This is a genomic window from Photobacterium sp. GSS17 (assembly GCF_028621875.1).
GTDB lineage: Bacteria > Pseudomonadota > Gammaproteobacteria > Enterobacterales > Vibrionaceae > Photobacterium > Photobacterium ganghwense.
Window position 1 is genome coordinate 1841504 of the sequence record NZ_CP117517.1, and the last position, 12305, is coordinate 1853808.

The following is a 12305-nucleotide window of genomic DNA, read 5'->3' on the forward strand; positions in this document are numbered from 1 at the left end:
AATCCTTTTCTAGCCATATAGCTCTTAAAGCAATATTTTGGCCAGAAATATTATCCTTTTAAAACAGATGCTTATGTTTTTTTGAGGTTCGCAAATTGCGAATTATAAATTTCAACATATCATCTAATGCACTATAACTTTTGTTTAAAAAAACAAAAAATAAACTTCTTTGAAAAATGTTGATAGTGTTTTAGCTTATACTAAGTCTTGCAAAAAGAGAGGGATGTCAATGTCTGGAATTCTAGAGCTAGAATCGTTACTCAAATCTTTATCACCGGAACTCCAACCTCAAGAATATGTTTTTTGTTCAGTTCCAAACACTTTGTCCGAAATGTTGGCATTAAAACCCATTGCGACATTCTTGGAAAAAGAGGGGTTAACTATCATCCTTCCTAAAAATGTGGCTGAAGATAAAGATCTTTTCTTCTCTAGTACATACAAAATGATCACTTTAACCGTTCACTCAAGCCTGGATGCCGTAGGGCTTACCGCGAGTGTTGCATCAAAACTAAGTGAACGGGGTATCAGTGCAAATGTCATTGCCGCGTATTACCACGATCATATTTTTGTTCCAAGCCAGAGAGCAGAAGAAGCGATGGAAGCATTGGCAGAGTTTACGAATTAGTTTTTGCTTAGACGTTTCTCTGAAGCAAGTAATCATTCCTTCATGTTTACCGAGCCATAATAGTAGTGTCATCGAACGTTATATGGTGTAAGAAATGACGTATTCTGTATATTTTGTAAGTGATAAGCCTCAAAGAAACACTAAAATTCATGAAGTACATAGAAATGATTGCCTGAATCTACCTTCTCCGGAAAGCATGACTTGTGTCGGCTATTTTGATTCAAGTCATGTGGCCAGCGAACATGCAAGAAAAATTTATCACAACGCAGCACTCTGTGAGCACTGTTGTTCCAATACCCATGAAACACAGCCCGTTTAATCACTGTCATTTAAGGAGATAGGTTGGTCCTTCAACATCATAGGATATGACTCTATGGCTTTTACATCAGTGATTTTAAAAAATGTCACGGTGTCACAAATGCTAAATCAAGTGCTGTTAAGTAATTAGGATAGGTGAGGGTAAGAGTCAGTGTTAAGCAAAGCAACATTAATTGCATTGTCATTAAATTTTATAAGGTTTACAATGCTGGTTTAGAAACAAAAATAAAATTATAAACGTTATACATGAGTAGGAAGTCTCGCTTACCATTGGAAGATCTGTCAAAACTGGACGACTACCTAGAGTCGACAAATATTTTTATCTCTTCTGCCATACAAACTTCTCTTGAAAGAGCTTTTATCAACGTACCTAGCGAGAATAAAATCGATTCATGTGCTTTCCTGAAAATGTCCACCAAGTCACAATTTATGTGGTTGCAGTCTGTATCAAGCGGTAAAGAAGACGAACTAAGACAATTTATACTCAGGAAGTTTTATCAACTACTGAACTGAACTCCGTGATTCATATCACAACGACCAAAGCCCGTAAACCTCTCGGTTAAGCGGGCTTTTTTGTACCTGGCATTTTTTACATAACTAATCGCTGATGTTTGATAAGTGCCTTTTGGAAAACAGAGAATGCTACAAGATTGGACCAAAAGAGTTTAGCTAAAAGCAAAGCGGTTGCATCGCATTACCCACTAGATATTTATCAGCACGCCACCTCACAAATCTGAATTTCCACGGAGCCTTGGATGAAGAGTTTTCCTCAAACAGCTTACGGGATAAAGCATACAATCCAATAGTGACACTGTCACCCTTTGACTATATTCCTCGCGAAACACGAAAAATCATGGCAGCTAGTCTTATAACCGGCACAGCGAGTTAGTCCAGGTCACTATCGGTGAAAACTGCGCGCAAATTGGCGGCACTCATCGCGGCCTGTTTGACACGGTTTTGTATGCGAGAGCTCATCAAGCTGTTTGCTGAGTTGGGGGTGACACCTCCAACTCTCATCATGTGTTATCTGCTGTCCGCGCCGTCAAAGCCCATGAATCGGTGTTGGGCGAATTAAAGGAAATGCTGCAATTGCATGAGAAGCGGATCATGAAATTAGAGTGGGAGTCAGGAGACAAAAAATAAATAGAAGCACTAATTGAACTTCAACTCACGTTCCCCATAAAATATGCCACCATCTCGTTAGAAGATGGATTATCTTTGTAGGCAATGTCAAATAAAAAGCGAGGGAACGCCAAATGCCTTTTTGCTTTTTGTTCGTATGGTGGGTCGGTATAGCAACAGTCATTGTTAGCTGGGAGTATCAAAAAGGAATACCGGACACCTTCAGCATCGCATTGATTTTCATTATCAAATTCGCTGGGTTTATCTATTTTTTCTCACTTATTCCAGCGCTGTTTCTATTGCTCGATTTCCACAAAAAACAAAAGTAAAAAACAGGACCCGGTAAGGGGCCTTTATTAACAGCTAAAGTGAAGTTCATGGCTTGGACTGTATCAACTGTTAATTAAATCGAGATATCACTTTATTTACAATTTTAAAAATAGCACGCTTTCTCATTTTTGCTTATTAGCCATTATGGTGGTGATGCTCGGCTCGCACGTTTAGCTTGGGCTTTCCTGACTTCCTTTTTCTTTTCCTTTGTCACAGTTTGCTGTTGGGGCTGTGTCATGCGACGGCCACCACGAAACGGCAGCGGCGTGACCACGTTAGAGCGTACCGGCACACCGCTTTAGGAATGATATTCATCAAACTACGAGTGCGCACCACAAGAAAAACCTTAAATAACGGTGTTAAGCCGCCAAGGGTTTAGGGGTTTAGCCCTTGGTATGGCTGGGATTCTGGCGTTTAACAATCCGAAGCTTCAGTGCGCATTATGGTCGTTTATGTTAAACAGCATGCATATTGCGTTATGATGTTTCCTTTAAGAAACATGACGTCAAACTATCAACGTAGAAAAATTACAGACAATCTGATTTTCAGGATGTACAAGTGCGGTTTATCCATAGAAGAAACTGCGAAATTATGTTTTAAATCTGTGAGAACTGTCACGGATTGGGATAGGGGTAGCCCTATACCTCCGGAATGCAAACGGCTGATGAAGCTTTATTCATCAAGGGATTTAGGACCGTTGCATGAGGATTGGCGAGGTTGGAAGATAATACAACGAGAATTGATTACGCCAAACGGCTGGAGTCTGACACCTGATAGGATCATAACTGGGAACGCATTATTAGAAATAAATTCGGATGATGATAGAAGAATGAAAGCTCTGATAATAGAAACAGCTAGAAATCTACAAAAAATTAGATACAAATGAATGAAGCCCCAATTAGGGGCTTCAAAAAAACTTAATACGCATGTTTTTTATTCGAAAGTTCATCAATAAACTCTTTCTTAGAAAGGCGCTTACCTTTACTTTCTTCCGATTTTAAGAAACAGTTATTGCTACTACTACTGTTACAATGATAAATCGCTGATTCACGTGCTATGCTAGCTTCACAAGTACCTGCCGATTGGACATACTCGTTTTTAATACGGGCGTATTTAAGCTCTTTCGAACGCTCCACAAGATCGTTCATAACCCTAAGCTTATGATTTTCATTAGCTTTTTTTGAAGACATACCAACCATCCCCATCTTCGTCATGATAATAGTTATAGCCTAAATCAGTTAGTTTTAAAACAACAAATCGCTCATAAAACGAACATAATTTATCCGAAGCTGGCTGAGCAAAGTAGAAAAGGGCCCCATAAGTATCATTATGAGCGGTAATGATTTCTATCAAAAAATTGGAGAGAACCCTTAAACCAGAATAAGTTTGCTTCTCATTTTGTTCTGGCTCCTCAAAGAAGGAATCATTTTCGATGTTTGAAATCAAATCAAAATCAAGAGTAAAGCTGTTTTGACCAACAGGTAGCTGCTCTCTTTTCAAATGCTGACATAAAAGTTGTAATTTTGGCAAATTACAATTTAGTTCAGTGAACCAACACTGATAGTGAATATTATTTACACTGAAAGGGTAGGTCACAACTCGTCCAGCACCAAAAAGTTCAATCTTAATGTCGTCAAAGTGAATGCACGATATTTTATCTCTCACATTATCATATCAATCTATTATCAGGTGAAAAACTTATAGCACATGAATAGATGATAAATAACAAATAATTAATAAATTTGTGCGCTTGTTATAACTTTTCCTGTTCAAACGATGAAATTATCCATGTATCAACCTGGAGCCCATTAGAATGAATAACTGAGTTTAGCCTAACAAATTTAGAGTAGTCACTGGGCTTACGAAGTATAAGTAATATGAATATTCACTAATCTTTTAATGAGATATCCGATATGAACGAATCCAAAGAGACCAACATCAAAATTAATTCCAATAAAGTCAGTGATATATACGAAGGCCTTTTAGATAGAATAAAAGACGAATTATGGCAGTCTGCGATAGAGTTAGCTGACTACCGTTATGATACTGAGCACGAAGAATTGAAAACTAAATTCAGCAAACAGGCTGAAAAATTGACTCAAACTCAAATAAAACTCGAGGCAGAAGAAGCTAAAGTTAATCAGTTACGCTTAGAATTGAATTCAGCAGAAGCAGATGAAAAAAGGCAAAAAGTTGAACTTAAAAGAGCGAAAGAGCAAATTATAAGACTTAATGGACAAATAGAAGCATATAAAACTAGAATGACAACTTTGTTAAAACACATTAACGAAGATATCAACTCAAATAAATATTAATAATCAGTATGTTACTCGTTGTAACTAAAATGCATTGATACTAGAAAGCTTCTATTAAGAAGTGGCCCCTCAAATGTCAACAAGCTAACAGGTAACCAGTGGCCAGCAGCAGGTTGGAGCGTGTAAAACTAGCCGTTATTGACACTTGGGGGGCGCATACTAGCTTGTATTCAGTTGTCTCCGACTATCGATGACAACACTCGCTTTACTGTCAGTTCTCCCCATATTAATGGCTTGGCAGGATGAGGAGGCGGTGCACTTTTTATTTTCTTCGGGCTCGGCCAGTTTTGAGCCGGTGAAAATATCAGGTTTCGAGCTGTGGCCTTAGTATGCCTTTGGCATGACGCAAATCGCAGTAAACCGTGATAGTTCTTACATAGTGCTCGTTTCTGTTATTTCTTGCGTTTCAAACGGGTTCAACTTAGATATGCTGAAAATCTCAGATGGCGAGGCTTCACTTGGCAATTTTGCTTCAGGCACAAAACGACCACCACAAGTCAATGAATAATTGAAGTCTTGCCCTTTGATAGTGGCGCTACACATTGAGCTTGGTACGACTGCAAAATTGTAATCCAGGGGATAAAAGGGTTTATGGTCAGCACCATTTATTGCGTATTCATAGCGAATCACCCCTTTAGATACATGTTTCACTGTACCGCTAATATAAGAGCCCACAACAACGGAAGGCACGCGGTTTACTACTTTCGCTGTTTTCTCTGGTACGGATGCTGGGGCGGGTTCCGAGCTGTGTAAGAAATACCACAGCAGAAAAAGCGAAAAAAACAGCAAAGCCATATGCTTTAGATTAAATGACCATTTAAACTTTTCTGGCTTTTCCCCATTTTTCGGCGCTTCTTCCTTGTACCATTGATTGAGGTATGAAGCTGGCAATATAGAGTAGGTGGCACGCATATCGACAATACTACCGTCATTTTTAACCATCTCATCGGGTAGGAAAATTTGTTCAGTATCATAAGACTTAAAGATGCTTTTCAGTAAGACGCCTTGTAATACCCACTTATCGACTTTGATTTTACCGTTGCCGCGATAGGTAACACTCGCAGAGTGTACCTTTGGTAAGCGGCCCCAATGATCATTGAAAACGTTGAGTATGCGACCGATGAAAGGCACAAAGGCCCGATCAGAACGTTGGCACTCGACGACATGTTCGAATAATTCTCGGGTCTGGTTATCAACCGAATCAACTGATTGCGCCAAATAGTAGACATGCCAACGATACTTCCGGGCCTGTCTTAACCAGGCGATACTTGGCAGGCGAGTCTTATCATTCCAGTTCCTGGAGTTCATCCAAATGCTGATCTCATCCAGTACAATTACTCCGAACTTTGATTCATCAATCTTTTCGCCTTCCTTTTTCTCACAACCATATCCAATCCCCTGGAAGTCGACAAAACGGGGATAATCAGGCAGGCGAGTGATAGGGATATTGTTCTCTGGATTTGATACGAGGTGCTCAGGAAAAATATCAAGATTTGTCGCCACCCGGCAGCCATTGTTCACCGCATCCTGAATTTTAGATACCGCCTGTAATCCCTTACCACTTCCTTTAAAACCAACAACCGCGAAATCAGCCATGGCAACACCTCAATTATTTAAACAAAATGGACTTCATATTCATGTACTTGTATTGCGCAAGGAATGCCCACATAACGGCCTTACTTGAGAAGTAAAAACTCATAACGGTAGTCACGCCGTTTGGCAGCATTGCATTAAGTTCACTAAATCCAAGGCCAATGTTGCTGGATACCATCCCCAAGGCTGAGTTTATTGCAGAAAAAAAGCCCACAGCTAAAGCAAAAAACATGGTGGAGTACAGAGTGAAGTAAGCGACTTTTTTACCCATTCTCTCAATAAGCCACTTGATAGCTTCGTATAGGGCATAGCCAATAAAATATGGCATGACTTAAACTCCTGTTGTCACACGTAAGTAGATAACTCTCGCATCATTGAATATGGCAATACCACACCAGGCCCACATGACTATGACCAGAAACTTATTGAGTACATCCAGTGCCCGGCAGTGATCTTCAATGACGCCAGTGACGCCAAATATTGTGATTTGGAAAGTAGGGCACTTATCCGCAGCATTTGAGTTAAAGACATTTTCTAATGGATTGCTGAATACTTGGCCGTCTAGTGGATTCGATGAGTCGTTAAGAATGTTATCAATTTCAGAGTAGATACTGTCTACAGCTCCACGCTGCTCATCCAGTAACCCTTGCAACTCAGTGCCTTTAGCCTCAGATTCTTGCTTATAGCCATCTAACACACCCTTTAACTGCTCTTGGGTTAAGCCATCAAAAGTACCCTCACCACCAGAAGCACTGGCTAATGCTTCTTGAATGCCATCCAATTTTTCACCTAGTTCAGCAGTATTGGATTCAACAGCGTCGCGCACAGAAACAACATCCCCAGCCAAAGCTCCAATCAAAGCATTTTGGCCGTCAGTTAGTGCGGCAATGGCTGAGGTTTGGTTAGTGATATTCTCCTGGACGAACTCTAAATTTCTGACCACATCCTCCCGAGTGTGGGTCAATTCAGTCTTTATTTCTTCCAGGTGCCCGGTGTTCGTAACAGTGCTGGTATGAATTTTATCAAGCGTTTCATTGCCGGAATTGATGCTACTTTTTACGTCGTTGATAGCCTGAACAACTTCTTTCGCATCGGGGTCAGGATTGGGTTCAGGAGGAGTCGAATCCAGTTCACAGTGATGAATGATTTTCTGAGTATCTGCATCACAGGAACCCGTAAATGTACCGCCTTTAGACTCACAAGCCTTACGGAAGGATTCAAGCTCTGTGGTAGCGTCCGGTGTATCACAGAAACCTGATGCTATAGGTGGCGGTAGATCGCCTTCGGTTCCATCACAGCTTTCACCAGTGAATGTTGCTTCAAAAGAACATTCATTTGTTCCTTCACCCCAGCAGATACCCGCTTGAAGATTGGCTTTACAGTCACGGTCTTTAACGCAAACCTGCTTAATACCCGTTCCACCTTGGCCATATATTGTTGTTGTTTCACCTGCATATGCTTCACACTTGTCGGGCTCTGGCCCAGTCTTGCAAGACGGCAAATCAGAAACACCAGGTGCTATTGCAATTGAGCACGATAGCATTGCTACTGAAATAAGCTTACCAGGATAAAACTCAACAGAGCCTTCCTTGTTTGGGTCATACTTTTCATTTGGGTAATAGGCTTGGAATTTAATGTAATTCTCACCATGGCCGCTTACGTATTCAAAATGTGAGCACCGGCTCCCTTCAGATTCACATTCAAGCCCCGCAATATAATTTGCATCAGAGCTAACTTTCTTCAAAGAGGCACTGTAGTAATAACTTCCATTAGGCGCAATATAGGATTGTGCATTCACAGATAGTGAAAAAAATGTAACAATAAAAAGGAGAGTGAGCCTGAACATAATCACCCCAAGAGTGCCATGTAAAAAACACATCATTTGATAAAAAGGAATAAAATACTTTTGGTAATTATTATGAATGTGTAACTATAAAAAAGGTGGAAATTAATCCACCTTCAAATATCAAGCCAAATAAAATTAGCTTGCCTTACTGAAGAATTTCTTCGCAATGCCAAGTGCAATAGTCCCCCCTTGAGAAGCGACCATGATCGCGATAGCAGATGCACCTAAACCAGCAATAAGCGTGAGAATAGCCTCTTTTAGAGAATCAAAGTCCGTCGCACTAGGGCCTGCGCCATTTTCCGCCGTTGCCATCGCCATACCAGACGAAATAAGAACAGTTGTAGCAACGGCAATATTTTGTTTAGAGAAGTATTTCTGCATGAAGTTTTTCATTACATTTTCCTTGTTTAATAGGCAGACAGTGTGAATGCCTTTGATACGAATCCGGCTATAACGCCAGAGCCAAAACCGATGAATGAAATTAAGGCATACCAAGTTAATGGGTCTGATATATTCACTGTTATTTAGATACCTTAAATCCAACCAGAAAAAACACAGCCAACAGTAATAGTGAACTTGATACAAACATGTATTGTTCTGATGTATATACTTGCGAATTAATAACAGGCTGTGTTGATTTATCTATAATCACATCTAGGGAGGAATTTAAACAGCCATCAGCAAACTGACCATCCAGTTTATACGTGCCTTGTTGAATCTGTTTTGCATCATCATAAATACCATTCAACGTACAATAAATATCAACGATATTATAAGAACTAACATCATAAATTCCGTTTCAAAGTCCATCTGAAAATCTCCAGGTATACGTTGAATTTTGAAGTTCACAAGGCAGCATAATTAAGTCCAGTCAGTTAAGCTGTTGCTTTAGCCTGGTTATCCAAAGACGGGATACCCAATAGGTTCCATCCGCTGAATGACACATGTTTGCCACCGTCACCAGCAAAGGAACGTTCTGTATGCTGAATCTTAAACTCAGCCTTTTTATCAATTAATTTTTTCAGGTCCGCACCGCCACCCATAGAATCCCAAAGGTCGGGGGAGACCCGGCACTCAATCACTTCTGATGGCTGAAATAGTTGTAAGCGGACGATACCAGAATCACGGCTTTCACCTGTGTTCGTGTTGGTATTGGTTTTCTTCTCGATATCGTCAGAATCATTAATACGGGCAGTAACAATCATGATTTTTCCTTTTAGTGACAGTTATTGACACAAGTCCAAGAATGAATCGGCCTGACCTACGTCATGGGCTACGCCCACGAACGCAGGCCATTCCGACTCATCAAAAGCCAGAGCGGTCAGTTCATCGACACGCTCCAAATAATTCTGGTATTGCTCGTATTGCTCATCGGCCATACGATGGTATTCCTGCTCACGCTCCAGAGCTTCAAAGACATCTGTAACGCCGGTCATGATGCGCTTAGTACCACGAAGGAACGTTTCCTTGTTTTCGGTTTTCCAATTGCGAGTACGGGTAGCCAAGAATGCCGCCCGGAAAACTACGCCAACAACACGCGCACCGGCCACATCGCCATAGCGGGTTTTAGAGGCTAGGGAAGCTGTGTATTCCTCGCCCCATTCATCAATGAGCTTTTCCATGATTTGTGGCACTTGGTATACAGGGCGAATCGTTTGGTCTTGGCGACGAACGAAAACACCGCCCATTGCTAAACAAAACGCTTCCCAGTCGGAGGTATCCGCCGCACGGCGAACGTTTTCGAGCGTTAGCCATTCACCGGCATCAAGGTGTTTAAACACGGCGTCATCCTCTTTAAATTCTTCTCTCAAGCGGCGCAGTTCACGCCAAACAGTGACCGATGGCCCACCAATGAATTGAAACTGGCGCAGACCATTAACACGCGCCCAGGTAACAACACGCTCTGCCGCGCTTAAGCCGTCCAGTTCAGTCGCCAAATCGGTCGGGATATGTTGACCATCAATATTCTTTGATAGGTACTTAGCGACATAGCCAACGGCAGAGCCTTTCGACCAGTCAATGGATTCCGTTTTGAATCGGTATGTATTTGCTCCTGGCTCATTAGGTGAATCAGCCATTGCCGCCGCACGAAATGCATTTGTTACCGCGTCACGGTGAGCGGGAGCCATAAATAGCAACACATGCCAGTGTGGGCAACCATCCGCATGAGGTTCGACGACACGCAAGCCGTAGACCTTAATCCCAGCCTTATCGATGGCTTTGCGGAAATTGTTAAACACACTGGTCATATACTGATGAGCATCCCGAGTTGTCGGGCGGCCCGCATCGAGCCAGGCTTGATTGACCTTGCCCTTAGAAACAGAGTGAAAGCGGCTAGGGCACGTCGGCGTGTAGAACATGGCAACATGGCCACAAGATTTGGCAATATTCTCGAAACCTTTCAGACGCACGAACATTTCTGCCCGGCGGATTTCAGGATTAGAGATAGATTTGTTGGACAGCTCGTACAAAGAGAACCAGTTCTCAGCATCATCTTCATCGTAAGCAACCGTGTTTTTCAACATGTCGGCATTATCAGCATCACGTTGACGACGACGAGTCAGCGAAAAATTCGAGCAATACGCTTGACCGTGTTTATGTACCAGCGTCAGGTCACGGGCAACACGTTCAATTTCTATCGCAGCGCGTTTACGCAAAGCACGACGCCACCAAAGCTCATTCGTGGCTCGGTTAATCAGGCTTTTCAATTCGCCATTTTCCTCAGCCTTCTTGATTTGCTCGGGACGAAAGGCCAGGCCGTAATCCGCAAGAATTTCGCACACACGCTCAAACGCCTTAGCTTCATCATCAATTTTCGCCACCTGGCGCATCACCTGAGTAGATTTGGATTTAGCAAAATCGCAAAGCTCTTCATCAGAAGCGGTATATCGAAACTCCATCTTAGTTAGGCGCTTGCTGGCTGCCTCAAGTGCACGCATCGCTTCAAGTTGGCCGACCTTTTTGGACATATTCAAATACGCACGAGACATCACCGGACCAAAAGCACGGTGCGGCTTGGTTAACCGAATCACATCCATGCAAGGTGAAGCAAAAGAAGGTTTGATATTGTCCGAAACATCATAAGAATGAATCGGCTGAGACAATGCTTGACGGCGAAGGAACGCTGCTGCGTAATCACTATCAGGACGGGTATGGTCGACATAACCCGGTAATGGCACAGCATTAGCAGTATCAGGGCGAGAGTACGACGAGCAAAGCGTTTGAGCGTGCAGAAAGTTGACGTACTCATACGAATCATTTGCTAAGTCATGTACCAAGATTCGTTGTGTCATGTGAGCCTCAATGCCTATCGGTTACCATTTGGGGTAACTATAATTACCAATTGAGGTAACCTCAAGATACCGCAAGTGGTAACTAAAAGGCTAAAATGAGGCAAATGCAGGAGGATTTATGTATCAGGAAAAACTATTAGATAGCTATAAAAGCGCGAAAAACTACGTACAAGACAAACAAATTGCAGCCGATTTGGGACTACCTAAATCTAGAATATCCGAATTTCGCAGCGGCAAACGCTATATGTCTGATACACAAGCAGTTTTCCTTGCACAAGAATGCAATATTGACGTGAAAGAGGCTCTAGTTGGTATTCACGCTGACCGCACACAGAACAGCAGTATTAAAGCGATTTGGGAAGAGATTGCAAAAAAGCTAAATAGCCAAGGATTTCAAACATTTGGGATTGGATTTTCAGCCATTTCCTTGGCTGGGTTCGGTCAGTTTAGAGTGATAGCTCAGTGCGCATTATGTATAGTATGGCCGATATGAAAACGCCCCGGTTAAGCGGGGCGTCCTTCGCATAGAGCGTTGATAAGTCTTGTATTTTCGTACTTGTCTTCGAGCAGACCATAGACAACTTTTTGATCGTCCATTCCAAGCAAATCGGCGATCTTAAAAGCCACATCCCAGTCCATCGAATTTAACTCATTTCGCCATTTGCTTAGGCGAGAACGACTTACACCTATTTTTTGAGCAAGTTTGTAGTCTGACTCCAGACTATACTTGTCTTTCACCATATCCAATAGTTCATTTGTGTAAGTCATACCGAGCCCGTTGAATCCCTTTGATTTGTTAAATTCTAGGCGATCAAAATGATCAAAACCATAGTTGAAGCGATGTTGACGTCGAAACGATGTTG

General features: G+C 41.9%; 13 protein-coding genes. 4 read left to right on the forward strand and 9 right to left on the reverse strand.

Annotation, left to right across the window (positions count from 1 at the left end; genetic code table 11):
- The first annotated feature begins 229 nt into the window (after window positions 1–229).
- Together PGW97_RS08260 and PGW97_RS08265 are read left to right on the forward strand one after the other, a co-directional pair.
- Window positions 230–625 carry an ACT domain-containing protein gene (locus tag PGW97_RS08260; protein ID WP_273857042.1) on the forward strand — a complete coding sequence of 132 codons (396 nt, stop codon included), beginning with the start codon at window positions 230–232 and terminating at the stop codon, window positions 623–625.
- A gap of 2434 nt (window positions 626–3059) precedes the next feature.
- The gene (locus PGW97_RS08265; protein WP_273857043.1) at window positions 3060–3281 is read left to right on the forward strand and encodes a DUF3653 domain-containing protein; all 222 of its coding nucleotides are present in this window, start codon (window positions 3060–3062) and stop codon (window positions 3279–3281) included.
- 31 nt (window positions 3282–3312) lie between these two features.
- Here PGW97_RS08265 and PGW97_RS08270 read toward each other — a convergent pair whose 3' ends face one another.
- Together PGW97_RS08270 and PGW97_RS08275 are read right to left on the reverse strand one after the other, a co-directional pair.
- Window positions 3313–3585 (reverse strand): hypothetical protein, encoded by a 273-nt coding sequence (locus PGW97_RS08270; RefSeq protein WP_273857044.1) that lies wholly within the window; start codon window positions 3583–3585, stop codon window positions 3313–3315.
- Complete coding sequence (locus PGW97_RS08275) at window positions 3566–3991, reverse strand: hypothetical protein (RefSeq protein WP_273857045.1); 426 nt, start codon at window positions 3989–3991, stop codon at window positions 3566–3568. The genes PGW97_RS08270 and PGW97_RS08275 overlap by 20 nt, the downstream gene beginning before the upstream one ends.
- Window positions 3992–4308: 317 nt before the next feature.
- On the opposite strand from PGW97_RS08275, the gene PGW97_RS08280 reads away from it, so the two are divergent.
- The gene (locus PGW97_RS08280; RefSeq protein WP_273857046.1) at window positions 4309–4710 is read left to right on the forward strand and encodes a hypothetical protein; all 402 of its coding nucleotides are present in this window, start codon (window positions 4309–4311) and stop codon (window positions 4708–4710) included.
- 372 nt (window positions 4711–5082) lie between these two features.
- Here the strand turns inward: PGW97_RS08280 and PGW97_RS08285 are convergent, their stop codons facing one another.
- The 6 genes from PGW97_RS08285 to PGW97_RS08310 all read right to left on the reverse strand — a co-directional run bounded on the left by PGW97_RS08285 (window position 5083) and on the right by PGW97_RS08310 (window position 11442).
- Window positions 5083–6306 (reverse strand): zonular occludens toxin domain-containing protein, encoded by a 1224-nt coding sequence (locus PGW97_RS08285; RefSeq protein WP_273857047.1) that lies wholly within the window; start codon window positions 6304–6306, stop codon window positions 5083–5085.
- Between the two features lie 13 nt (window positions 6307–6319).
- Window positions 6320–6631: a DUF5455 family protein gene (locus tag PGW97_RS08290; RefSeq protein ID WP_273857048.1), complete on the reverse strand. Its 312-nt coding sequence runs from the start codon at window positions 6629–6631 to the stop codon at window positions 6320–6322.
- 3 nt (window positions 6632–6634) lie between these two features.
- Window positions 6635–8149, reverse strand: a complete 1515-nt coding sequence (locus PGW97_RS08295) for a hypothetical protein (protein WP_273857049.1) — start codon at window positions 8147–8149, stop codon at window positions 6635–6637.
- Window positions 8150–8284: 135 nt separating this feature from the next.
- A complete protein-coding gene (locus PGW97_RS08300; protein ID WP_273857050.1) occupies window positions 8285–8542 on the reverse strand; it encodes a hypothetical protein in 258 nt (85 codons plus the stop codon).
- Window positions 8543–9024: 482 nt separating this feature from the next.
- Complete coding sequence (locus PGW97_RS08305) at window positions 9025–9354, reverse strand: hypothetical protein (RefSeq protein ID WP_273857051.1); 330 nt, start codon at window positions 9352–9354, stop codon at window positions 9025–9027.
- Window positions 9355–9375: 21 nt separating this feature from the next.
- Complete coding sequence (locus tag PGW97_RS08310; protein WP_273857052.1) at window positions 9376–11442, reverse strand: replication endonuclease; 2067 nt, start codon at window positions 11440–11442, stop codon at window positions 9376–9378.
- Between the two features lie 118 nt (window positions 11443–11560).
- Here PGW97_RS08310 and PGW97_RS08315 point away from each other — a divergent pair, with 118 nt between their 5' ends.
- Complete coding sequence (locus PGW97_RS08315; RefSeq protein ID WP_273857054.1) at window positions 11561–11935, forward strand: DUF3693 domain-containing protein; 375 nt, start codon at window positions 11561–11563, stop codon at window positions 11933–11935.
- 11 nt (window positions 11936–11946) lie between these two features.
- Here PGW97_RS08315 and PGW97_RS08320 read toward each other — a convergent pair whose 3' ends face one another.
- Complete coding sequence (locus PGW97_RS08320; RefSeq protein ID WP_047886725.1) at window positions 11947–12210, reverse strand: helix-turn-helix domain-containing protein; 264 nt, start codon at window positions 12208–12210, stop codon at window positions 11947–11949.
- Between the last annotated feature and the right edge of the window lie 95 nt (window positions 12211–12305).

What these genes read in the sequence shown, in the direction of transcription:
- PGW97_RS08260 (WP_273857042.1), top strand. Translation starts at nt 230, where the DNA reads ATGTCTGGAATTCTAGAGCTAGAATCGTTACTCAAATCTTTATCACCG.
- PGW97_RS08320 (WP_047886725.1), bottom strand. Translation starts at nt 12,210, where the DNA reads ATGACTTACACAAATGAACTATTGGATATGGTGAAAGACAAGTATAGT.
- PGW97_RS08310 (WP_273857052.1), bottom strand. Translation starts at nt 11,442, where the DNA reads ATGACACAACGAATCTTGGTACATGACTTAGCAAATGATTCGTATGAG.
- PGW97_RS08265 (WP_273857043.1), top strand. Translation starts at nt 3,060, where the DNA reads ATGAAGCTTTATTCATCAAGGGATTTAGGACCGTTGCATGAGGATTGG.
- PGW97_RS08300 (WP_273857050.1), bottom strand. Translation starts at nt 8,542, where the DNA reads ATGAAAAACTTCATGCAGAAATACTTCTCTAAACAAAATATTGCCGTT.
- PGW97_RS08295 (WP_273857049.1), bottom strand. Translation starts at nt 8,149, where the DNA reads ATGTTCAGGCTCACTCTCCTTTTTATTGTTACATTTTTTTCACTATCT.
- PGW97_RS08285 (WP_273857047.1), bottom strand. Translation starts at nt 6,306, where the DNA reads ATGGCTGATTTCGCGGTTGTTGGTTTTAAAGGAAGTGGTAAGGGATTA.
- PGW97_RS08270 (WP_273857044.1), bottom strand. Translation starts at nt 3,585, where the DNA reads ATGTCTTCAAAAAAAGCTAATGAAAATCATAAGCTTAGGGTTATGAAC.
- PGW97_RS08315 (WP_273857054.1), top strand. Translation starts at nt 11,561, where the DNA reads ATGTATCAGGAAAAACTATTAGATAGCTATAAAAGCGCGAAAAACTAC.
- PGW97_RS08280 (WP_273857046.1), top strand. Translation starts at nt 4,309, where the DNA reads ATGAACGAATCCAAAGAGACCAACATCAAAATTAATTCCAATAAAGTC.
- PGW97_RS08290 (WP_273857048.1), bottom strand. Translation starts at nt 6,631, where the DNA reads ATGCCATATTTTATTGGCTATGCCCTATACGAAGCTATCAAGTGGCTT.
- PGW97_RS08305 (WP_273857051.1), bottom strand. Translation starts at nt 9,354, where the DNA reads ATGATTGTTACTGCCCGTATTAATGATTCTGACGATATCGAGAAGAAA.